The sequence below is a fragment of the Burkholderia sp. IDO3 genome, assembly GCF_003366075.1.
GTDB classification, from domain to species: domain Bacteria; phylum Pseudomonadota; class Gammaproteobacteria; order Burkholderiales; family Burkholderiaceae; genus Burkholderia; species Burkholderia anthina.
In genome coordinates this window covers 1,309,785-1,330,518 of the sequence record NZ_CP028962.1, presented here as the reverse complement: position 1 = coordinate 1,330,518, position 20,734 = coordinate 1,309,785, and the positions used below count along the sequence as shown (strand labels likewise).

The 20,734-nt window shown below is 69.2% G+C and carries 22 protein-coding genes; 8 read left to right on the top strand and 14 right to left on the bottom strand.

Annotation, left to right across the window (positions count from 1 at the left end; genetic code table 11):
- Positions 1-100: 100 nt before the first annotated feature.
- The 3 genes from DCN14_RS06175 (at position 101) to DCN14_RS06165 (ending at position 2,185) form a co-directional block, all read left to right on the top strand.
- Entirely contained in the window at positions 101-1,288 is a 1,188-nt protein-coding gene (locus tag DCN14_RS06175; protein WP_096499333.1) for a porin, read from the top strand.
- Positions 1,289-1,550: 262 nt separating this feature from the next.
- A complete protein-coding gene (locus tag DCN14_RS06170; RefSeq protein WP_143331621.1) occupies positions 1,551-1,877 on the top strand; it encodes a hypothetical protein in 327 nt (108 codons plus the stop codon).
- A complete protein-coding gene (locus DCN14_RS06165) occupies positions 1,874-2,185 on the top strand; it encodes a hypothetical protein (protein WP_096499070.1) in 312 nt (103 codons plus the stop codon). The genes DCN14_RS06170 and DCN14_RS06165 overlap by 4 nt, the downstream gene beginning before the upstream one ends.
- A gap of 86 nt (positions 2,186-2,271) precedes the next feature.
- Here DCN14_RS06165 and DCN14_RS06160 read toward each other — a convergent pair whose 3' ends face one another.
- On the bottom strand, positions 2,272-3,120 hold the full coding sequence (locus DCN14_RS06160; protein WP_096499072.1) for a class I SAM-dependent methyltransferase: 849 nt from the start codon (positions 3,118-3,120) through the stop codon (positions 2,272-2,274).
- 160 nt (positions 3,121-3,280) lie between these two features.
- On the opposite strand from DCN14_RS06160, the gene DCN14_RS06155 reads away from it, so the two are divergent.
- From DCN14_RS06155 to DCN14_RS06145, 3 genes are all read left to right on the top strand, one after another.
- Entirely contained in the window at positions 3,281-4,753 is a 1,473-nt protein-coding gene (locus DCN14_RS06155; RefSeq protein ID WP_096499074.1) for a metallophosphoesterase, read from the top strand.
- A gap of 173 nt (positions 4,754-4,926) precedes the next feature.
- Positions 4,927-6,240: a cytochrome c peroxidase gene (locus DCN14_RS06150; protein WP_096499335.1), complete on the top strand. Its 1,314-nt coding sequence runs from the start codon at positions 4,927-4,929 to the stop codon at positions 6,238-6,240.
- Positions 6,241-6,337: 97 nt separating this feature from the next.
- Positions 6,338-6,613, top strand: a complete 276-nt coding sequence (locus tag DCN14_RS06145) for a hypothetical protein (protein ID WP_096499076.1) — start codon at positions 6,338-6,340, stop codon at positions 6,611-6,613.
- A 144-nt stretch (positions 6,614-6,757) separates the two neighbouring features.
- On the opposite strand, the gene DCN14_RS06140 is transcribed toward DCN14_RS06145, so the two are convergent.
- Entirely contained in the window at positions 6,758-8,242 is a 1,485-nt protein-coding gene (locus DCN14_RS06140) for a PLP-dependent aminotransferase family protein (RefSeq protein ID WP_172441849.1), read from the bottom strand.
- A gap of 203 nt (positions 8,243-8,445) precedes the next feature.
- Between DCN14_RS06140 and DCN14_RS06135 the strand changes: the two genes are divergently transcribed.
- Positions 8,446-8,796, top strand: a complete 351-nt coding sequence (locus DCN14_RS06135; RefSeq protein ID WP_096499080.1) for a hypothetical protein — start codon at positions 8,446-8,448, stop codon at positions 8,794-8,796.
- 179 nt (positions 8,797-8,975) lie between these two features.
- On the opposite strand, the gene DCN14_RS06130 is transcribed toward DCN14_RS06135, so the two are convergent.
- From DCN14_RS06130 to gtdA, 8 genes are all read right to left on the bottom strand, one after another.
- Positions 8,976-9,398 carry a DUF6691 family protein gene (locus DCN14_RS06130; protein WP_096499082.1) on the bottom strand — a complete coding sequence of 141 codons (423 nt, stop codon included), beginning with the start codon at positions 9,396-9,398 and terminating at the stop codon, positions 8,976-8,978.
- A gap of 1 nt (position 9,399) precedes the next feature.
- Positions 9,400-9,834: a YeeE/YedE family protein gene (locus tag DCN14_RS06125; RefSeq protein WP_096499084.1), complete on the bottom strand. Its 435-nt coding sequence runs from the start codon at positions 9,832-9,834 to the stop codon at positions 9,400-9,402.
- Positions 9,824-10,177, bottom strand: coding sequence for a metalloregulator ArsR/SmtB family transcription factor (locus DCN14_RS06120; RefSeq protein ID WP_096499086.1), 354 nt, complete (start codon positions 10,175-10,177; stop codon positions 9,824-9,826). Before DCN14_RS06120 ends, DCN14_RS06125 begins: the two co-directional genes overlap by 11 nt.
- A 112-nt stretch (positions 10,178-10,289) precedes the next feature.
- Complete coding sequence (locus tag DCN14_RS06115; RefSeq protein ID WP_096499089.1) at positions 10,290-11,648, bottom strand: aromatic acid/H+ symport family MFS transporter; 1,359 nt, start codon at positions 11,646-11,648, stop codon at positions 10,290-10,292.
- A 78-nt stretch (positions 11,649-11,726) separates the two neighbouring features.
- Positions 11,727-12,935 carry a 3-hydroxybenzoate 6-monooxygenase gene (locus DCN14_RS06110; protein ID WP_096499091.1) on the bottom strand — a complete coding sequence of 403 codons (1,209 nt, stop codon included), beginning with the start codon at positions 12,933-12,935 and terminating at the stop codon, positions 11,727-11,729.
- A gap of 21 nt (positions 12,936-12,956) precedes the next feature.
- Entirely contained in the window at positions 12,957-13,598 is a 642-nt protein-coding gene (gene maiA / locus DCN14_RS06105) for a maleylacetoacetate isomerase (RefSeq protein ID WP_096499093.1), read from the bottom strand.
- Between the two features lie 34 nt (positions 13,599-13,632).
- Positions 13,633-14,331, bottom strand: coding sequence for a fumarylacetoacetate hydrolase family protein (locus DCN14_RS06100; RefSeq protein WP_096499095.1), 699 nt, complete (start codon positions 14,329-14,331; stop codon positions 13,633-13,635).
- 90 nt (positions 14,332-14,421) lie between these two features.
- On the bottom strand, positions 14,422-15,468 hold the full coding sequence (gene gtdA, locus DCN14_RS06095) for a gentisate 1,2-dioxygenase (RefSeq protein WP_096499097.1): 1,047 nt from the start codon (positions 15,466-15,468) through the stop codon (positions 14,422-14,424).
- Between the two features lie 164 nt (positions 15,469-15,632).
- Here gtdA and DCN14_RS06090 point away from each other — a divergent pair, with 164 nt between their 5' ends.
- The gene (locus DCN14_RS06090; protein ID WP_096499099.1) at positions 15,633-16,577 is read left to right on the top strand and encodes a LysR substrate-binding domain-containing protein; all 945 of its coding nucleotides are present in this window, start codon (positions 15,633-15,635) and stop codon (positions 16,575-16,577) included.
- Positions 16,578-16,622: 45 nt separating this feature from the next.
- Here the strand turns inward: DCN14_RS06090 and DCN14_RS06085 are convergent, their stop codons facing one another.
- The 4 genes from DCN14_RS06085 to DCN14_RS06070 all read right to left on the bottom strand — a co-directional run bounded on the left by DCN14_RS06085 (position 16,623) and on the right by DCN14_RS06070 (position 20,465).
- Complete coding sequence (locus DCN14_RS06085; RefSeq protein WP_096499101.1) at positions 16,623-17,891, bottom strand: FAD/NAD(P)-binding oxidoreductase; 1,269 nt, start codon at positions 17,889-17,891, stop codon at positions 16,623-16,625.
- Positions 17,888-18,121, bottom strand: coding sequence for a 2Fe-2S iron-sulfur cluster-binding protein (locus tag DCN14_RS06080; protein ID WP_096499103.1), 234 nt, complete (start codon positions 18,119-18,121; stop codon positions 17,888-17,890). The genes DCN14_RS06085 and DCN14_RS06080 overlap by 4 nt, the downstream gene beginning before the upstream one ends.
- Before the next feature lie 287 nt (positions 18,122-18,408).
- The gene (locus DCN14_RS06075; RefSeq protein WP_096499105.1) at positions 18,409-19,536 is read right to left on the bottom strand and encodes an FAD-dependent oxidoreductase; all 1,128 of its coding nucleotides are present in this window, start codon (positions 19,534-19,536) and stop codon (positions 18,409-18,411) included.
- Positions 19,533-20,465 (bottom strand): 4-hydroxyproline epimerase, encoded by a 933-nt coding sequence (locus DCN14_RS06070; protein WP_096499337.1) that lies wholly within the window; start codon positions 20,463-20,465, stop codon positions 19,533-19,535. The genes DCN14_RS06075 and DCN14_RS06070 overlap by 4 nt, the downstream gene beginning before the upstream one ends.
- Positions 20,466-20,734 lie beyond the last annotated feature (269 nt).

The following is a 20,734-nucleotide window of genomic DNA, read 5'->3' as shown; positions in this document are numbered from 1 at the left end:
ATTCTGTTCCGGCGGGCCGTTCGCGCGGCCCGCCACTCACCACAGAGGAGGCTTCGCAACCTCCCGCCCCGTTGAAGAGACTCGGAGATCGACAATGAAAGTGAAAGCCCCGCGTAACAGTTATGCAATCCTGATTTTCTCGGCCGCGTCGCTCGGCGCGTCCGCCGCCCATGCGCAAAGCAGCGTGACGCTGTACGGCGTGGTCGACGATTCGCTTGCCTACGTAAACAACCAGCAAGGCCATTCGAACATATACATGCGCGACGGCAACCTGTATGCGTCGAAGTTCGGGCTGCGCGGCGACGAGGATCTCGGCGGCGGCACGCACGCGATCTTCGATCTGCAGTCGGGTTTCAACCTGAACACGGGCGCACAGTCGGCGGCCGGCACGATCTTCAACCGCGAGGCGTTCGTCGGGCTGCGCAACGACCATTACGGCACGGTGACGGCCGGCCGCCAGTACACGCCGTACTTCCTGCTGGTCGGCCCGTACGCGTCGAGCAGCTGGCTGACCGGCGCGACGGGCGCGCACCCGGGCGACATCGACGGCCTCGACACGACGATCCGCGTGAACAACGCCGTCACCTATACGTCGCCGACCTTCTCCGGGCTGACCGCGAGCGCGATGTACGCGTTCGGCGGCATCGCCGGCGCGACCGGCAAGGGCAACACGTTCAGCGCCGCGCTGCGCTACGCGAACGGGCCGGTCGGGATCGCGGCCGGCTACCTGCGCATCAACAGCTCGGGCTCGTCGGCGGGCTTCCTGAACCCGGCGACCGCCGCGTCGGGCAGCTTCGCGGTGTCGGTGCTCAACCAGGGCTACCTGACCGCCAAGGCCGTCGAACAGGTCGCGGCCGCCGGCAACTACACGCTCGGCAACCTGACGATGGGCCTGAACTACTCGAACGTGAAGTATCTGCCCGGCAACGGCTCCGCGTTCACCGACACGGCCGTGTTCAACACCTACGGCGCGCTTGCCGCGTATCGCTTCACGCCGGCGTTCTCGGTGGCCGGCGCGTTCTCGTACACGCTCGCGTCGAAGGCGAACGGCGTGTCGGATGCGGCACGCTACCAGCAGTATTCGCTGAAGGAGTCGTACAGCCTGTCGAAACGCACGACGCTCTACGCGCTGCAGGCGTATACGCATTCGAGCGGGCAGACGCTCGGTGCGCAAGGTGCCGGCCAGATCGTCGATGCGGCGCCGATCGTCGGCGATTCGCAGCAGCTCACGCCGTCGACCACGCACGGCCAGTTCGTCGGCATGGCCGGGATCGCCGTGACGTTCTGAACGCGGGCGGCAACGTGCTGCCCGCCATTCGCCCCGGACGATGTGCATCTCCGTACATCGCCCGGGTGCGCCGTCTTTCCCCGCTTCCGTTGCAACGCCGTGCGCGCACCGCGCGGTACGCACACTTGCTCCCGATCACTTACAATCCGTCAGGTTGATCCCTGCACGATCCTTCGTGCAATCCTGACATCGCGGTACGTTCGACGCACGCCGTATCAGGGTCCGGCCTGCGACACGCGTGGCCGGACGGCGTCGCACCGCGTTGCCCCACACCTGGATGCCCGTCATGCCGGAATCCCGCCTCCTGTTCCGAACCGCATTCGAACCGCCGGTCGTCCTGCCGGTGCTCGCCGTCATCGGCACATGGTTCTTCATCGGCCCGCAATCGGACGTCGCCCGCTTCGGCCTGCCCGGCGCGCTCGCCGTCGCCATCTTCGCCGTATTTCGGGTGCCGGTTGCGGCGAACGGCTTCGGCAACCGCCGAGCGGGCGCGCCGCGTACCGGCGCACGAGACAAGGACCGAATGAACAACCGCATCGCCCTCACTCCGTCGCCCCGATACGCGACGATCGACGGAGCCGCGCAATGAGCGGGTTCCTCCACAATCGCGCCGGCGACCTCGTCGCGCTCGTCACGCTCGCCGTGCTTTACCTCGGCGGCGCCGGCCTCGCGCTCTGGCGAATTCGCGCTGCCGCGTCGCGCGGCAAGCTCTACTGGATCGCCTGCATCGCGCTCTTGGCCGGCGGTGCGATCGCGATGACCGTCAACCTGTCGCCGGTGCCGAACAGCGGCGAAATGTCGTCGGGCTTCGCGCTCGGCGTCGAGGCGGTGCTGCTCGGGCTTGTGCTCGTTGCGGCGGGCTGCGCGTGGCTGATGGTGCGTGCAAGGCGCGGCTGACGGCACGCCTTTACGCGTGCCGCTTCATCGCCGGCCAGCCGCAACGCGCACGGCGAACGCCGGATCGCCGGCCCGCTTCCCCTGCGTCACGCAGACGGCGCGCGCGCCGTGACGAGCCAGCACGCCGCATCGAAACGCACGTCCGCGCCGCGCACGTAGCGCTCGAACGCGGCGCGCACCGTATCGACCACGCGCCGTCGTGTCGCGTCATCCACCTGTTGCAGTGCGAGTCCGACCGGCCCCAGTCGCGCGATGTAGTCGCGCAGCACGGGCTCGAGCAACGCGCACGCGATATCGAGCGGTTCGATCTCGACGTCGGTCCAGCCGCTGTCCGACAACACTGACGCGATCCGCTGCCGGTCGCCGAACGCGAATTGTCCCGGCGCACCCGGCTGCCGCGCCGGCAGGTTCGGCAGCAAGGGCGCCGCGACGCGCTCGGCCGTCGTCATGAACCGATTGTCCGCCGCGCTGCGCCATGCGACGAATCGCAGTTGCGCGTTCGCGTGCGTCGCACGGCGCAGGTTCGCGAATGCGCGCACCGGATCGTCGAAGAACATCACGCCGAAACGCGACACGACCAGGTCGAAACGATCGCGTGCAAACGCATGCGTCTGCGCATCGGCACACATGAAGCCTGCGCGGATGCCCTCGCGTTCCGCGCGATCCCGCGCAACGGCGATCATCCGCGCCGAGATGTCGATGCCCGTACAGTGCGCGTGCGCACCGAGCCTCCGGGCGATCGCGCGCGTCACCGCCCCCGTGCCGCAGCCGACGTCGAGCACGCTGCGCGCGGGTAATGCCGCCGCGGCATCCGCGAGCAGCGTCTCGAACGGCTCGAACATCCGGTCGAGCGACGTCCGTGCGTCGACCCATGCAAGCCCCGACGGGCCGTTCCATAGCGCGGACTGCGCTTCGTTGGGCTGGTGCGATTCCATCGTCGATTCCCCTTCGTGTGCATCGTTGATCGTGAGCCTGACTATGCGGCTTCAAGCCGGCTTGAGGTCAAGCGCTGCCACGACACGCCCGCCGCGCCCCACTTTCATATTTCTTACATTCATGTTGCGTACCGTTGACGGCTTTCCCACGGTGCCACCCATGCGACGACTCCTCTCTCGCACGCTGTTCGTGCGCTGCGCTCCGCTTGCCGCCCTTGCCGCCCTTGCGGCGCTGTCCGCGTGTTCGAATCACATCGATACGCCCGCCGATCCGGCCAGTGCCGCGATCAACGTCCAGGCCGCGTGGGTCGAGATCGGCGATGCGAACCAGGCGATCGCGCGCGCGATCACGAACTACAGTCCGGCTTCCGCGAGCGATCCGCTGTGTCCGCAACTGTCCGTCGACGGCAAGCTGTCGCGCATGACGCTGCGCGCCGGCACCGCGACCGTCGCACAGCGACCGACCGCGAGCGACCCGGCCGACTCCAAACCGTCGAGTTTCCCGGTATCGGTCTGCGAAGCGACGCTGCCGGCCGACGCGCAGACGGCGAGCGTCGCCGGCCGTGCGCTGCCGCTGCCGAAGGCCCAGCCGCAGCGCATCGCGATCATCGCCGACACCGGCTGCCGGATGAAGAAGGCCGACAACGCATGGCAGGCGTGCAACGACGCGACGGTCTGGCCGTTCGACACGATCGCGGCGAGCGTCGCGAAGCTGTCGCCGGATCTGGTGCTGCACGTCGGCGACTATCACTACCGCGAGAACGCGTGCCCGCCCGACATCGCGGGCTGCAAGGACAGCCCGTGGGGCTACGGCTGGGATACGTGGCAGGCCGACCTGTTCCGCCCGGCCGCGCCGCTATTCGCGAAGGCGCCGTGGGTGGTCGTGCGCGGCAATCACGAGGAATGTGCGCGGGCGGGCCAGGGCTGGTATCGCTTCCTCGATCCGCGCCCGTATTCGGCGGCCCGTTCGTGCGACGATCCGGCCCGTGACGACGACGCGAACTATTCGGAACCGTATGCGGTGTCGCTCGGCGGCGGCACGCAGGTGATCGTGTTCGATACCGCGAAGGTCGGCCGCAATCCGCTGAAGACGACCGACGCGCAATTCCGCATTTACCAGAAGCAGTTCCAGACGGTGGCGTCGCTCGCGTCGAAGGCCGGCATGACGACGACGATCTTCACGAACCATCACCCGATCCTCGCGTTCGCGCCGATCGCCGGCAGCACGCCCGCGCCGGGCAATCTCGCGCTGCAGTCGGTGATGTCGAGCCTGAACGCGCAGGCGTACTACCCGCCCGGCATCCACGTCGCGCTGCACGGGCACGTACACGACTTCCAGGCGATCAATTTCGCGTCCGGGCATCCGGCGACGATCGTGTCCGGCAACGGCGGCGACAACCTCGACGTCGCGCTGCCCGACCCGTTCCCGGCCGACCTGACGCCCGCGCCGGGCGCCGTGATCGAACGGCTGTCGCACAACAACAGCTTCGGTTTCCTGATCATGGAACGGCGCGCGGCACCGGCGACGGGCTGGGTGTTCCATGCGTATTCGGCGGCCGGCAAGCTGCTCGCATCGTGCGACCAGTCGGGCACGACGCTCGCCTGCGACAAGACGGGGTTCATCGCGCCGTGAGTGACGAAGTTCGAGTGAATCGCGGTGTGGCGGGTTCGGGCAGGCGTCGCCGGAGAATGGCCGGATCGAGGAGGCAGCGTGTGTCGGTGGCGGATTTCGCGGCGCTTCCGGTGTCGCATTCGACTTCCGTTCCAGCCCGTGCCCACCGGACGGCACGCGTACTCGCCGCGACCGTGCTCGCCGGTGTCGCGCTCGCGGCTCACGCCGCCCCTTCCGAAACGACGCTGCTGCCCGGCGCGCCGCCGTCGCGCATCGTCGCCACGATCGGCAACGGCACGCCGCAGGTGACGGGCAAGGTCGACGCGGCGACCGCGCACTTCGCGCCCGATCCGACGCTCGTCGCGCTTGGCCGCCGGATTTTCTTCGATCCGCGGCTGTCCGAGCCGCGCGGCATGTCGTGCGCGGGCTGCCACGATCCGGGCCGTGCGTTCGCGCCGACGCTATCGGCGGCATCGCTGGCGGGGCCCGGTGTGCCGGAAGGCAGCCGTCACGGCCGCTTCAGCCAGCGCAACGCGCCGTCGCTGCTCTACGTGCGCTACGTGCCGCGCCGCCACTTCTACCAGGACGACGATGCACCGGCGCCGTCGCCGTTCGGCGGACTGTTCGGCGACGGCCGCGCGGACACGCTCGCCGAGCAGATCCGCGGGCCGCTGTTCGATCCGAACGAGATGAACAACCGGTCGCCGGCCGCGCTGCTGCGCAAGGTCGACGCCACCGAACTCGCACCCGATCTCGCCGCGCGCTTCGGCGCGTCGGTGCGGCGCGATCCCGAGCAACTGGTGCGCGCATTGGGCTCGGCCGTCGAAGCCTATCTGCAGAGCGACGAGATGGCGCCGTTCACGTCGCGCTTCGACGCCTTCCTGCGCACGCGCACGCCGCTCGCGCCGGCCGAGATGCGCGGCCTGGCGCTGTTCCGGAATCCGGACAAGGGCAATTGCATGACCTGCCATACGCTGTCGGAGACGTCGAGCCGGCCGGAGCGCTCGCTGTTCACCGATTTCGGCTACGACGCGATCGCGGTGCCGCGCAACCGCGCGCTGCCAGCGAACCGCGATCCGCGCCACTTCGACAACGGACTGTGCGATACCGCCACGCGGCTGCGCTGGCCGGAACCGACGCAATGGTGCGGCTACCTGCGCACGCCGGGGCTGCGCAACGTCGCAGTCAAGCAGACGTTCATGCACAACGGCGTGTTCACGACGCTGCGCGACGCGGTCGCGTTCTACAACACGCGCTCGACCGACCCGGGCTACTGGTATCACGGCGCAAAAACCTTCGACGACGTGCCGGCCGCCTATCGCGGCAACATCAACGTCAATTCGACGCCGATGAACCGCCGGCCCGGCACGCCGCCCGCACTGACCGACGCGGAAATCGACGACATCGTCGCGTTCCTCGGCACGCTTACCGACGCGCGCTACGCCAGGCTTGCAGTACCTGCTGCCTCCGCCGTGCCCGCAGCCCGAACCGCCGCGCCGGCGCGCTGACCCTGGCCGAACGGCCAGGCGCAAGCACATCCGCTTGCGGTCGCCTCATATACTGGTTATATTTACAGTACTGTATTTATGAACAGTGAGGTGCGCGATGGAACATCTGGTCCGTATCGTCAACGACACCGATCGCCAAGTGCTGGCCTGGCTGCGTGCGCAGGTCGGCGACGCCCGCGTCGAACGCGCGGCGCGCCAGCTCGGGCATACCCGCAAGCCGTTTCCGTCCGCGGTGTGCCGGTATCTGGGCATGAGCGCGCCGGCCACGCTGCGTCAGGCGGAGCGGCCGCGCGCCGCCCGCGACTTCTCGGTCGGCGATCGTTACCTGTCGTTGATCCGCCAGCACCTCGCCACGCACACGGTCGGGCGATGAAATCGCCGAAATCGTATCGCCGGTGCGGCGTCGCACGGCGAGAAACCGACGTGGAGACGGCGTGCCGGATCGGCCGGCTCGCGCATCCGCTGCGTCGGCAGCACTCGGGCGCACCGTCGCCAGTCCGCCTGCCGGTCAGCCCGGTTACGCGGCCGCTGCTGCATCGCGTATCAACCGGCCGAGCGTTTCGATTGCCGCTTCATGCGCGGTGTCGAACACGCGCGTGCAGGCAAGCCGGATATACGCGTCAAAGCGATCGGAATTCGAAAAGATCGAGCCCGGCGCAATTCTTACTCCACGCGTCAGCGCTGCGTCGAACAGCGCTTCGGAACGTACGCCTTCCGGCAGCGCGATCCACAGCAGCATGCCGCCCGGCGGCCGGTTCATCCGCGTACCAGCCGGAAAATGGCGTGCGATCGCGTCGATCGTCACATCGCGTTGCACGCGAAGCTGCTCGCGAAACCGGTGCAGGTGACGATCGAACGCGCCCGAGCCGACGAACTCGGCGGCGACAGCCTGCAGCAGCGCGGCGTTGTGCCGGCTGTGCGCGAACTTGAGCATCTTCACGCGTGCGTGCCAGCGCCCCGCGCTCATCCAGCCGAGCCGCATCCCGGGCGCCAGCACCTTGTTGAACGACGGGCAGTAGATCACGGTGCCGTCGCGGTCCCATGCCTTCACGGGCTTCACCGCATGCGGCGCTTCGACGAGCTCGCGATACGGCTCGTCCTCGATCACGGCCACGCCGCGGCGCGCGCACAGTGCGACCAGCGCGGCCTTGCGGTCGTCCGGCATCACGCTGCCGAGCGGGTTTTGCAGGTTCGGCACGACGACCACGGCCCGGATGTCCGGATACGCGGCCAGCGCCACGTCCAGCGCCTCGATCGATAACCCTGTGGTCGGGCTGGCCGGAATCTCGAGCGCGCGCAGGCCGAGGCTCTCGAGCAACTGGATCAGGCCGAAAAAGGCCGGCGATTCGATCGCGATCGTGTCGCCGGGGCGCGCCACCGCGCGCAGCGCGAGATTCACGGCATCGACCCCGCCGCTCGTCGACATCACGTCGTCCGGCGATACCGTCACGCCGTACGACACCGCGCGTTTTGCCATCGTCTGCCGGAATTCGGGCGAACCGCCGACGGGCCCCGCGTCGGTCAGCAACGTCGGCTTGCGCCGCAGCAGCCGGATCGCGAGCGTCTGCAGGCGTTCGGCCGGATACAGCGTCGCCTGCGCGGATGCGCCGCCGAGGTTCAGCGCATCGGGCGCCGCGTTCGCGCGATCGATCACGCGCGACACGCGTTCGTGCAGGCCCGCGAACGGCGGCTCGACGCTCAGCGGCGGCCCGTCGCTTTCCGGCAGCGTGTCGAGCACGGCCGCCGCGCGCCGCCGCACGAAATAGCCCGAGCGCGGCCTGGCTTCGCACCAGCCCGCATCCTCGAGCCGCCGGAACGCCTGGATCGCGGTCGACAAACTCACGCCGTGTTGCGCCATGAACGCGCGCACCGACGGCATCCGGTCGCCGGGCGACAGCGTGCCGGCCGCGATGATGCGGCGGTAATGCTCGGCGAGCCGTTCGTAAAGCGGCTCGCCGGACAGCGGCAAAGGCGTGCGTGACAGATCGGTGATGGGCGTCATGCGGGCCATCGTGCCCGCGCGCGCGGATGCTCGCCAGATACAGATTCGGGGCAAACCCACCGATACAGCGATGCAAAATCGCCGGCTGCACCGCAACAGATTCCCGTCCCCTGAATCTGTCCTGCTTCCGCGCGTTTCCCTAACCTGATGACACGCTGTCGCCTCGCCGTCGCGAGGCTGCGCAACCGGGAAAGGGACTCGCCATGCGGACACAGGACATCCGGCTCGACGCCGGACAAAGCCACTTTGCGTGGTTCGACAAAGGTAGCCAGGTCATCGTGCTGGGCGGCGCACTCGCGGTCACGTTGCGCCACGGCGGGCTCGACTGGCTGCCCGATGCGCCGCAATACGTTCGCCGCGTGCTCGAAGAAGGCGAATGCCTGACGATCGAGACGGGCGCTCACGTGGCGTTGACGTCCAGCGGCGCCGGGCCGGCCAGCGCGACCGTCATGGAACCTGCGGGCGGGCGCGGCGTGTTCGCCGGGTGGCGCGTGGTTTTACGCCGGTTGATCGGGCGGGTATCGGGCGAGCGGCATGCGCGCGAGCCGTCCTGACGCGGCGACGCGCGCCGGAGCCAGGATCGCGGAGATCGCCGATGTCGCCGATGTCGCCAGGCAACGATCGCATCGCCCTCGCCTGACGACGACCGCGATGCGGCCCAACGCCTGCGCGCGTTCGACCGACTCGACCACCACCGCCCATTGCAGCCCGCGACGCGCTACCCACCACCCGCTCAACCCGCCTTCCGCCGACGCTCGATCCATTCGAACAGCGCCATCCCCACCAGCATCGCGGCAACGAACGCGATGCCCTTCACCGACCCGAGCCCGATCGACACGATCGCGGGCCCCGGGCAGAACCCCGCAAGCCCCCAGCCAATGCCGAACACGGCGCTGCCGGCAACGAGCCGCACGGTAATCGTCCGCGCGGCCGGCAACTGCATCGGCAGGCCCAGCCACGAGCGCGTCCGGCGTTTCGCCCATGCGAACGCGAACACGGCGACGCCGATCGCGCCGGCCATCACGAACGCGAGCGACGGATCCCAGCGGCCGGCCAGGTCGAGAAAACCGAGCACCTTCTGCGGATTGGCCATCCCGGACACGATGAGCCCGGCGCCGAACAGCAGCCCCGCCAGAAACGCGAATCCTGCCTGCATGTCAGCCTCCGAGCACGTGCCGCCGCACGAATACGGTCGCGAAGCCCGCGACCATGAAAACCGCCGTCGCGACGATCGACCGGAATGCGCCGCGCGACAGCCCGCAGACGCCGTGGCCGCTCGTACACCCGCCCGCATACCGCGTGCCGATTCCCACCAGCAGGCCGGCCGCCATCAGTTCGCCCCAACCCGCATCGATCCGCAGCGTCACGCCCGCCCCGGCGATGCGCATCGCCAGCGGCGCGGCAATCAAGCCGGCGACGAACGCGGCACGCCAGTCGCGCTCTTCGCCACGGGCCGTGAACAGCCCGCCGACGATGCCGCTGATCCCGGCAATGCGCCCGTTGAACGCGACGAGCCACGCCGCCGCGAGCCCGATCAGCACGCCGCCGGCAAGCGACAGCCACGGCGTGAAATGAAGCGCATCAAGCTGCATCGCGCGTCCCCTGCGCGGCCGGGCCGCAGAACTGCTCGTACAGCACGCCCATCACCGCGATCGCGGCCGCGCTGTCGAGCGAATAGTGGATGTTCTTGCCGTCGCGGCGCGTGCGAACCAGCGCGTTGTCCCGCAACACGCCGAGTTGCTGCGACAGCGTCGGCTGACGGATATCCAGCCGCGTCTCGAGATCGCTCACGCAGCGCTCGCCCTGTGACAGTTCGCAGAGCAGCAGCAGCCGGTCGGGATTCGACAGCACCTTGAGCAGCGCGCATGCCGATTCTGCTGCCGCGCGCATCTGTTCGGGCGCGGGCGGCAGCCCGGCCGACGGATCGATGTTCATGGAGGATGAAGGTCAACGATTAATGAATCGATATTATATCAATTTATATATCGTTGCTCAGCGCTGCCGCCGGCGCCGTCCGAACGTACCCGCAGCGCCACCCCGCCCGTCGCTACGCCTGCTCGCCGGCAATCGCATCGGCCGCCGTCCGCCCGGCCCCGGCCCTCTGCACGCCGAGCACGAACACCGCGCCCCCGGCGATCACGCAAGGCACGGCGACACAGACAAACGCGGTCGGCAACGGCAGCCCCATCGCGAGCATCGCGCCGCCCGCCATCGAGCCGACGACGGAGCCGCTGCGGCCGATCCCGTTTGCCCAGCTCACGCCCGTGGTACGGCATTCGGTCGGATAGAACGCGGCCGACAGCGCGTTCGCGCCGACCTGCGAGCCCGACACGCAGAAGCCGGCCGCGAACACGGCCAGCGCGGCCCCCGCCGGCGACGCGGCCAGCACGCCGATCGCCGCGACGAACACAGCGGCGCCCGCATAGCTGCATGCCAGCACGCGATGCGGATCGAAGCGGTCCATCAGCCAGCCGAGCACGATCGCGCCGAGCGTGCCGCCGACCTGGAACATCGCGGTCACGCGGGCGGCCATCTGCAGCGTCGCGCCGGTCGTGCGCAACAGCGTCGGCAGCCAGCTCGACAGCAGGTAGATGACGAGCAGGCTCATGAAGAACGTGAGCCACAACAGCAGCGTGCCGCGCAGAAGATCGGCGGCGAACAGGCGGCCGAGCGGCGAGCCGGCCGGCTTGCCGCTCGGCGCGCTGAACGACGCGTGCGCGAGATGCGGGTCCGGCGCGATGCGGGCGAGCATCGCCGCGATCCGCTCGCGCGCCGCGCCGGTGTTGACGAGGTAACGCACCGATTCCGGCAGCCGCCATGCAAGCACCGGCAGAAGCAGCAGCGGCGCGGCACCGCCGACGACGAGCACCGCGCGCCAGCCGTCGCGCTCGATCAGCGACGCAGCCACCAGCCCGCCGAGCGCGGAGCCGATCGTGAAGCCGCAGAACATCGTCGTCACGAGCAGCGAGCGCCGCCGCGCGGGACAGTATTCGGATGTCAGCGTGATCGCGTTCGGCATCGCGCCGCCGAGCCCGAGGCCCGTCACGAAGCGCCATGCGATCAATTCGGTCAAACCGCTCGCGCTTGCCGACGCGGCGCTCGCGATGCCGAAGCACGCGACGCAGGCGAGCAGCAGGCGCTTGCGGCCGAACCGGTCGCCGAACGGCCCGAACGCGAGCGCACCGGCCATCAGCCCGGCGAGGCCCGCGCCGAATACCGGCGCGAGCTGCGCGGGCGACAGCCCCCATTCCGCTCGAATGACGGGGGCGATGAATCCGATCGATGCCGTGTCGAAACCGTCGATCGCGACGATCAGGAAGCACAGCGCGACGATCGCGGCCTGAAACGGCGCAACGCGATGCCGGTCGATCCACTCGCTGACGTCGATGGACAGCGTATCGGCCATGATGGTGTCTCCTCCATGAAGGCGGTCGCGCGCGATGTCGTTGGAATGCGTGCCGCCGGATTCGGGCTGAAGTGCGCGTCAGGCGACGGACTTCAGGCAATCCTCCGCACGCCAGCCGTGCAGCCAGTCGAGCGAGTCGTAGAACTGCGCCTGCGTGCGTCCGACCCACAGCGCGTTACGCACCTGCCGCTCGACGCCCTTCGCGTGATAGATCCGCCCCATCTCGCGCGCCGAATACAGCACGCGCGCGGTGCGCGGAATCCGTGCACGCTCGTACAGCGCGAACGCGGCTTCGAAATCGCCGTCGGTCTGCGCGACGGCCGCGCCGAGCGTCACCGCATCCTCGAGCGCCTGGCACGCGCCCTGCGCGATGTATTGCGTCATCGGATGCGCGGCATCGCCGAGCACCGTCGCACGCCCAGCACTCCAGCGTTCGACCGGATCGCGGTCGGCGGTCGCCCAGCGCTTCCACGACGTCGGCCGGTCGAGCATCTGCTTGGGCAGCGGATGAATGCCGTCGAAGTACGACAGCACTTCTTCCTTGCTGCCCTCGCGCACGCCCCAGGTTTCCTGCTCGCGGCTGTGGAACGTGACGACGAGGTTGTATTGCCGCCCGCCGCGCAGCGGATAGTGGACGAGATGGCAATGCGGGCCGGCCCACACGACCGGCGCGTTGATCTGCAGATCCTTCGGCATGTTCTCGACGTCGACGACCGCGCGGTACACGACGTGTCCCGTCACGCGATGCGCATCGCCGATCAGCGCATGACGAATCGCGGACTTCACGCCGTCGCAGCCGATCACCGCATCGGCGCGATAACGCTCGCCGCGCTGATCGGTCACGGTCACGCCATTGGCATCCTGCTCGAACGCGCACACCTGCGTGCCGGTCCGGAACGCGATCAGCGGATGATCCTTGACCGCTTCGTAGATCGACAGGTGTATGTCCGCGCGATGGATCACCGCATACGGGTTGCCGAAGCGTTCGCGATACGCGGCGCCCGTGTCGATGCGCGCGACTTCCCGCGCATCGACGGCATCCATCAGTTGCAGCCAGTCGGTAAACACCGCCCGGCCGCGCGCGGCCTCGCCCACGCCCAGCGCGTCCAGCGCGTTGAACGCATTCGCGGCGAGCTGGATGCCCGCGCCGATCTCGCCGATTTGCTCGGCCTGCTCGAGCAGCTTCACGCGAATGCCCTGGCGCGCGAGCGCCAGCGCCGTCGCGAGCCCGCCGATGCCGCCGCCGATCACGAGCACGCGTCGGCCCGGGTTGTTGTTCTCGTCCATGTCTGTCTCCTTCTTCGTGTGTTACGCGACGTAGTCCGGCTGCCGCTGCGGCTGCGCCGCGTCGAACGCCGGCTCGTGCCGCGCGTGTTCATATATCGCGAGGCTGCGCGGATACGCGCTCAGGTCGCAGTCCATCCGCAGCGCGTTCGCCACCTGCGGCACGAGGCACACGTCGGCGAGCGTCGGCACGGCGCCGAAACACCACGGGCCGGTGTCCGCGCGCGCGAGCAGCCGCTCGACGCCGGCCATCCCTTCCGCGACCCAGTGCCGATACCACGCGCTCTTCTGCTGCGGCGTGACCTTCAACTCGGTATCGAGGTAGCGCAGCACGCGCAGGTTGTTGACCGGATGGATGTCGCACGCGATCAGCGTCGCGAGTTCCAGCACGCGCGCGCGGTGCTGCGGCTCGAGCGGGATGAGCCGCGGCGCCGGATGAAGCTGGTCGAGGTAATCGATGATCGCGAGCGACTGGCCGAGACGGAAATCGCCGTCGACCAAAGCGGGCACCGACGCCGACGGGTTCACCCGCGCGACGTAGCCGGCATCGCGATGCTCGCCCGTGCGAATGTTCACGGGCAGCGTGTCGTACGACAGCCCTTTCAGCGCGAGCGCGACACGCACCCGATAGGACGTCGAACTGTTGAAAAAACTATGCAGTTGCACGATGGGACCTTTCGAGGAAATCGACGAACGCGCGTCAGACCACACGCACGGTCAGCTCGCCGAGACGCTCGACGCCGACCTTCATCTCGTCGCCCTTGACCACCGCGCCGACGCCTTCGGGCGTGCCGGTGAAGATCACGTCGCCCGGTTCGAGGCGGAAGAATTTCGACAAGTCCGCGACCGTTTCCGCGACCGACCAGATCAGGTGCGACACGTCGCTCTTCTGCTTCGTCGTGCCGTTGACGGTCAGCCACAGGCCGGCCTGCTCGAAATGGCCGGCTTCGCTCGCCGGATGCACGGGCCCGATCGGCGCGGAGCGGTCGAACGCCTTGCCGATTTCCCACGGCCGGCCCATCTCGCGCATCTTCATCTGCAGGTCGCGGCGCGTCATGTCGAGACCGACCGCGTAGCCCCACACGTGCTCGAGTGCCTGTTCGAGCGGAATGTCCGAACCGCCCTTGCCGATCACCGCGACGAGCTCAGCTTCGTAGTGATAGTTCTGCGTCTGCGACGGATACGCGAGCTCGAGCGTTTCGCCGTACGCGACCGGCACGATCGAATCGGCCGGCTTGCAGAAGAAGAACGGCGGTTCGCGATCGGGATCGAAGCCCATTTCACGTGCATGGGCGGCATAGTTGCGGCCGACGCAGTACACGCGGCGGACGGCGAAACGGGCGTCGCTACCGGCGACGGGAAGCGCCACCGGCGCTTCGGGCGGGAAAACATAAGTCATGAACGGCTCCAGCGTAGGCATGAATGAAGGAATGGGCGCCGCCCGGGCGGCGCACCTGACGAATCGGGAAAAGCGGGGAAAGCCGCGGCGTCAGTCGCGCGCCTCGCGCAGCAGGTTCAGCGCGGACAGCACGGGCCGGTCGGAATAGCTGAACAGCACGCTGTCGGACGACGCCGACAGCCGCACCGGCGCCCACGACGGCGCGACGAAGATGTCGTGCGGCGCGAACGCGAACGCGTCGTCGCCGATGTGCGCGGTGCCGCTGCCTTCGACGACGCAGTAGATCGTCGCGTCGGTGCTGCGATACGTGCGGCCGTCGAAGCCGGCCGGCAGGAACTGCATGAAGGTGGCGATCGTCGGCATCGGCCAGCCGCCCGTCGCGGGGTTCACGTAGCGCAGCTTCACGCCGTCCCATGCATCGAGTTCGCCGTTGCGGTACAGCGCGTCGAGCGCCTCGCGGGTACGCGCATACGGATAGCTGAATATCGGCGACGTCGGATCGCTCGCGCGATGCCGCACCGGCACCATGTTGTGACCGAAGCGCGCGAAGCTGTCGCCTTCCGCGCGACTGACGGGCTGTTCGGCTTGCGGATAGTTCTCCGCGAAACCCGCGTCGAGGCTGCCGACCAGCGGGATGTCGAGACCGTCGAGCCAGACGACCGGCTCGCCGCCGTCTTCCACGGACGGATTGCCGTGGTCGTGCCAGGCCCACGACGGCGTGATGATGAAGTCGCCCGGATGCATCGTCGTGCGCTCGCCGTTCACCGCGGTCCACGCGCCCTTGCCTTCGACGATGAAGCGCAACGCCGACTGCGTATGCCGGTGGCTCGGCGCGATCTCGCCCGGCAGGATCAACTGCAGGCCCGCATACAGGCTCGGCGTCATGCTCGACTTGCCGGGCAGCCCCGGATTTTCCAGCACCAGCACGCGGCGCACGGCTTCTTCCGCGCTGATCACGTTGCCGGCCTGCATCACCAGGTCGCGCACCTGCGCGTACTTCCAGATCGCGGCCTGCGCGGCCGGCTGCGGCGTCTTCGGCACCAGGTTGTGCAGCGACTCCCACAGCGGCGCGAGGCGCTGCTCGGCGATCCGTGCGTAGTACTCGGCGCGCGTGGTATCGGGGTGTCGGCGGGTCATGATGTCTCCTTGAGGCGGCCGATCGCTGTCGGCGCGGTATCCGGTCGAGGACCGCGTGCGGCGGCCCGTTGACGAATTTATATTCGACGCAGACATACCCGGTAAAATGGTTAAATCATCTAATCCATATTATTTTTGATATACCTTCCGATACGGAGCATGCGATGGACTGGACCTACCGGCTGCGATTGCGCCACCTGCAGGTGCTGCTGAGCCTCGCCAGCACGGGCAACCTGAGCCAGTCGGCGGCGGCGCTCGCGACCACGCAGCCCGCGCTGTCGAAATGGCTGAAGGAACTGGAAGAGGATGTCGGGCTGCCGCTGTTCGAGCGGCACGCGCGCGGCTTGCGGCCGACGCCGTACGGCGATGCGCTGATCGAGCACGCGCGCCGCGTGGAGGCGCAGCTCGACGTCGCGCGCGACGACATGGCCGCGCTGCGCGAAGGCGGCAGCGGCCTCGTGACGATCGGCACATCGGGCGTCGCGGCCGCCGATACGGTGCCGCTCGCGGTGTCGCAGTTGCTGAAGCGGATGCCGCGCGCGCAGGTGCGGCTCGCCGAGAGCACCATGAACCAGCTGATGCCGCAGCTCGCGCGCGGCGAACTGGACATCGTCCTGGGCCGCTCGGGGTCCGCGTCCGTCGATCCGCACCTGCACGCCGAGGCGCTGTATGTCGATCCGGTGGTGTTCGTCGCGCGGCCCGATCACCCGCTCGTCGGCACGGCGTCCATCGGCTGGAACGCGGTGCTCGCCTACTCGTGGATCGTCTGGCCGCCCGGCACGCCGGTGCACAACGCGCTGCAGGTCGCGCTGACGGCCGCCGGCCGCGTGCAGCCGCCGCACTGCGTCGAGTCGAATTCGTCGATCCTGAACCTCACGCTGCTGAACAACACCGACCTGCTGGGCGTCGCGTCGCATCGTGCCGCACGCCGCTTCGAACAATTGAACGCGATCCGCATCCTGCCGATGCAGCTCGAAGGCCAGGGCGCGGTGTCGATGTACTGGCATCCGGACAGTGCGAACCGCGCGGCCGTCGCGGCCGCGATCGAATGCCTGCGCGCTTGTGCGGCGCCGCAGGTGGGCGGATGGGAGAAAGTGAAGGAGGAGTAAGCGGCGAAGCGGCCCGCCTGAACGGGGCCGCCTCGCCGTAGCGCATCACGCGCCGTCGCAGGATGCCGTGTCGTCCAGCATCAGCGTGCCGACCCGCGCGGGCACGAGCGGCGTGCGCGGCACCGGCGGCGTCCAGCCGAACAGCGCCTGCGCGGCCGCGCCGCATACGCGGCCCTGGCATGCGCCCATCCCGCAGCGCGTCTGCAGCTTCGCGGCCGTCCAGCCGGGCGCCGGCGCAACCGCGTCGAAACGCACGTCCTCGCAACGGCACAGCAGCGTATCGGGCCGCGCGAGCCGGCGGATCGGCTCGCGGATCGCGAAGCGCTCGCGCACCGCGTCGGCGAACGCCTGCCAGTGCGCGCGCTGCGCGACCAGCGCGGCCAGCGGCGCCGTCTGCCCGGTGGCCGCAAAGCCGGCGATTTCGCCTTCGACCATCGCCAGTTCGCTGCCGCCGACGCCCGTGCACTCGCCTGCCGCGAAATACCCGTCGCGGCTCGTGCGCTGATGCACGTCGACCGCCACCGCGCCGCTGTCGATCCGGCAACCGAGATGGCTCGGCAGCACGGTGTTCGGCACGAGCCCGAAGCCGCACGCGAGCCGGTCGCAGTCGATCTCGAATTCGCGCTCGCCCTGCCGGATCCGTACGCGTTCGAGCCGCTTGTCGCCGAACGCCTCGACGACGTGCGCATTGGGCCGGTAGGCCGCCGTGACGAGCTTCGCGGCTTGCGCGACCTTCGACGGCCAGCGCCACAGCCCCGCGCCGAAACCGGCCACGTCGCCCCACGCCGCCTGTTCGAGCACGTGAGACACCTGCGCGCCGGCCTGACGGGCCGTCGCCGCGCTCGCGAGCAGCAGCGGACCGCTGCCGGCGATCACCGTGCGCTGCCCGCGCACGTCGAGGCCGTACTTGATCAGCGCCTGCAGACCACCCGCGCCGGTGACGCCCGGCAGCGTCCACCCCGGGAACGGCAGCAGCAGTTCGCGCGCGCCGCAGCAAAGAATCAGCGTGCGGAATTCGAGCAGGAGCCCGCGCTCGTCGTCCTCCAGCAGCAGCGTGCCCGGCTGCGTTTCGGCGACGATGCGCGTGGCCGCCAGATGGGTCACGTTCGGCTGCCGCAGCACGGCAAGGCGTTCGGCGGCGGCCCGCACTGGCGTGGCGGCGGCCGCCTGGCGCCAGATCTGCCCGCCCGCGCGCGGGTTGTCGTCGATGATCGCGATCGTGGTGCCGCTGCGCGCGGCGGCCCGTGCGGCCGACAGCCCGGCCGGGCCCGCGCCGACGATCGCGACGTCGACGCTCAGTCGTTCCTGTTTCATCGCGTGCGCTCCACCCGCATCCCGTCGCGGCACAGCGTCTGGCAAGCCAGACGGCGGCGGCCGTCGATCGTCATCCTGCACTCCTGGCAGATGCCCATACCGCAAAACGGCGCGCGCGCCGCACCCGTGCACGACACGCGCGTCGTGTCGTCGCCGCTCGCCGCGATGGCAGCCGCGACGGTCGCGCCATCGGCCACCGTCAGCGCGCGGCCGTCCAGATGAATGATCATGTCAGCCTCCGCCGGGCCGCCCCAAGGGGGCTGACAGCCCCCGCGGGGGGCAGCGAACGAAGTGAGCGTGGGGGTCGGTTCATGTCAGCCTCCGCCGGGCCGTCCGGCACGTACGGGAATCGGCCATCGAGGGATGGGGGGACTGCGTCCCCCCAAGCGAACGAAGTGAGCGTGGGGGTCGTTTCATATCAGCCTCCGCCGGGCCGCCCGGCACGTACGGGAATCGGCCGTCGAGGGATGGGGGGACTGCGCCCTCCCAAGCGAACGAAGTGAGCGTGGGGGTCGTTTCATGTCAGCGCTCCGGCTACGGGGGACGTCGTCAGGAAACGTCCCGGCAAATACGGTTCGATGTCGATGGGCGGACGCTCGCCGGCCATCAACGCGGCGACGAGCCGCGCGCTGCCCGGCGCGGTCGTGACGCCAAGCCCTTCGTGCCCGACCGCGAGCCACACGCCCGGGCGCGCCGGATGCTCGCCGAGCAGCGGCAGGCCGTCGGGGCTCGCGGAGCGGAAGCCCGTCCACGAGCGAATGCCGTTCAGGTCGGCCAGATCCGGCAGGTAGCCGACCGCGCGGCGCAACATGCGCGCGAGCACGGGCGGCTCGATACGCGCGTCCTCGGTGTCGAACTGGCGCGACGAACCGATCAGCAACTGGCCGGTCGGCCGCGGCTGCACGTTGAACGCGACCGACGTGCCGTCGCTCGCATGCGCGCTCGCCGCATAGCCGAGCTCGACGAGCTGGTGCGACACCTGGCCCGGATAACGGTCGGTAATCAGTAAGTGGCCCTTCTTCGGGCGCAGCGGCAGTTCGGGCAACAGCGTGCGCGCCGCGACGCCGTTCGCGACGACGACGCGTTCCGCGCGCAACGTGTCGCCGCTCGCGAGCGTCACGCCCGGGCCGTCGACCGCCACCGCGCGATCGCGCCGCAACGTGATGTTCGGTGCGCGCTGCAGCAGCCAGCTCGCGGCAACCGGTGCGTACAGAATCGCGTCGCCGGGAATCTTCAGCGCACCGCCGAGGCCCGGACGCAGCATCGGCTCCAGTCGCGCGAGCGTCGCCGCGTCGATCAGGTCGCCCGCCACGCCGTGCGCGGCGAGCGTCGCCTGCTTGGCGCGCGCGAGGTCCATCTCGTGAGAATCGGCCGCGAGCCACAGCGTGCCGCAGTTGCGGTACGTGCAGCCGTCCGGCATCTCGCCGGCGAGCGAGCGCCACAGCGCGATCGAGTAATGACTCAGCGCGAGCTCGGCCGCGTTGTCGTCCATCGCGACGAGGTGACCCATGCCGGCGCCGGTGGCGCCGCCGCTCGCGTCGTCGACGACGAGCACGCGCAGCCCGCGCTGCGCGAGTTCATGCGCGCATGCCGCGCCGACGATGCCGGCGCCGATCACGACGACGTCGGTCCTGGTCTCGCTCACGACACGATGCCCCAGCCGAACGGATCGTCTTCCTCGATCAGCAGCGTGGCTTCCGCGCTCAGGTGCGCGCTGCCGCGGATCGTCGGCACGATGCCGCCGTCGGCCTGCGTATAGCTCGCCTGGAACACGCTGCCGATCACGCTCGCCTGCCGCCACACGACGCCCGGTTCGAGCTTGCCGTCGGCGGCGAGGCACGCGAGCTTCGCGCTCGTGCCGGTGCCGCACGGCGAACGGTCGTATGCATGGCCCGGGCACAGCACGAAGCTGCGGCTGTCGTGTTCGGGATCGTCGGCGAACAGTTCGATATGGTCGATCTCGCCGCCGTTCGCACCCGTAATGCCGCCCTGTTCGAGCCCGGCACGCACCGCCGACGAATAGGCGGTCAGCGCGGCGACGTTGTCTCCCGCCACGCGCTGGCCGTGATCGCTGATCAGGAAGAACCAGTTGCCGCCCCACGCGATGTCGCCCTTCACCGGGCCGTAACCCGGCACGTCGACGGCGACGCCCTTCGCATGGCGATACGCGAGCACGTTGCGCACGCTGACAGACAGGTCGTCGTGCAGCGTCGCCTCGACGGTGCCGACCGGCGTTTCGATCCGGTGGACGCCCGGCTCGATGCGGCCCATGTGATGCAGCGTGCGCACGACGCCGATCGTGCCGTGCCCGCACATCCCGAGATAACCGCTGTTGTTGAAGAAGATCACGCCGGCCGCCGCTTCCGGCGACACCGGTTCGCACAGCAGCGCGCCGACCAGCACGTCGCTGCCGCGCGGCTCGAGAATGCACGCGGTGCGATAGCGATCGTGTTCGCGGGCGAGCACGTCGCGGCGCTCGGCCATCGTGCCGTTGCCGAGCGAAGGGAAACCGGACACGACGAGCCGCGTGGGTTCGCCGCCCGTGTGCGAATCGATGATCTGGATGCGCTTCATCATGAGCCGTCCGAAGTGGGGAAAGGAGCATAGCTTCCTCCGTCGCGCGTCCGTCCGCTTGTGGCTTTTCGATGAGGACGGCGACGAAATCGGCATAGTGCGGAGCACCTTTCGCGGCCCTTCCGCGCACTATGCCGATTTCGTCATTTTGCTCCGCGATACGGCTCAAGCGTGATGGGTGTTTGCACGGCGATACTGGTTGCACATCGACGCGCCTGTCGTCGATCGATACGAAGCAGGAGATTGCAGTGAGTCGAAACGCCATCCAG

Bases quoted from the DNA above. Each gene is read 5' to 3' on its own strand.
- DCN14_RS06080 (WP_096499103.1), bottom strand. From the start codon at position 18,121: ATGATCATTCATCTGGACGGCCGCGCGCTGACGGTGGCCGATGGCGCG.
- DCN14_RS06145 (WP_096499076.1), top strand. From the start codon at position 6,338: ATGGAACATCTGGTCCGTATCGTCAACGACACCGATCGCCAAGTGCTG.
- DCN14_RS06070 (WP_096499337.1), bottom strand. From the start codon at position 20,465: ATGAAGCGCATCCAGATCATCGATTCGCACACGGGCGGCGAACCCACG.
- DCN14_RS06155 (WP_096499074.1), top strand. From the start codon at position 3,281: ATGCGACGACTCCTCTCTCGCACGCTGTTCGTGCGCTGCGCTCCGCTT.
- DCN14_RS06135 (WP_096499080.1), top strand. From the start codon at position 8,446: ATGCGGACACAGGACATCCGGCTCGACGCCGGACAAAGCCACTTTGCG.
- DCN14_RS06130 (WP_096499082.1), bottom strand. From the start codon at position 9,398: ATGCAGGCAGGATTCGCGTTTCTGGCGGGGCTGCTGTTCGGCGCCGGG.
- DCN14_RS06140 (WP_172441849.1), bottom strand. From the start codon at position 8,242: ATGACGCCCATCACCGATCTGTCACGCACGCCTTTGCCGCTGTCCGGC.
- gtdA (WP_096499097.1), bottom strand. From the start codon at position 15,468: ATGACCCGCCGACACCCCGATACCACGCGCGCCGAGTACTACGCACGG.
- DCN14_RS06165 (WP_096499070.1), top strand. From the start codon at position 1,874: ATGAGCGGGTTCCTCCACAATCGCGCCGGCGACCTCGTCGCGCTCGTC.
- DCN14_RS06160 (WP_096499072.1), bottom strand. From the start codon at position 3,120: ATGGAATCGCACCAGCCCAACGAAGCGCAGTCCGCGCTATGGAACGGC.
- DCN14_RS06090 (WP_096499099.1), top strand. From the start codon at position 15,633: ATGGACTGGACCTACCGGCTGCGATTGCGCCACCTGCAGGTGCTGCTG.
- DCN14_RS06110 (WP_096499091.1), bottom strand. From the start codon at position 12,935: ATGGACGAGAACAACAACCCGGGCCGACGCGTGCTCGTGATCGGCGGC.
- DCN14_RS06085 (WP_096499101.1), bottom strand. From the start codon at position 17,891: ATGAAACAGGAACGACTGAGCGTCGACGTCGCGATCGTCGGCGCGGGC.
- DCN14_RS06125 (WP_096499084.1), bottom strand. From the start codon at position 9,834: ATGCAGCTTGATGCGCTTCATTTCACGCCGTGGCTGTCGCTTGCCGGC.
- DCN14_RS06115 (WP_096499089.1), bottom strand. From the start codon at position 11,648: ATGGCCGATACGCTGTCCATCGACGTCAGCGAGTGGATCGACCGGCAT.
- DCN14_RS06120 (WP_096499086.1), bottom strand. From the start codon at position 10,177: ATGAACATCGATCCGTCGGCCGGGCTGCCGCCCGCGCCCGAACAGATG.
- DCN14_RS06100 (WP_096499095.1), bottom strand. From the start codon at position 14,331: ATGACTTATGTTTTCCCGCCCGAAGCGCCGGTGGCGCTTCCCGTCGCC.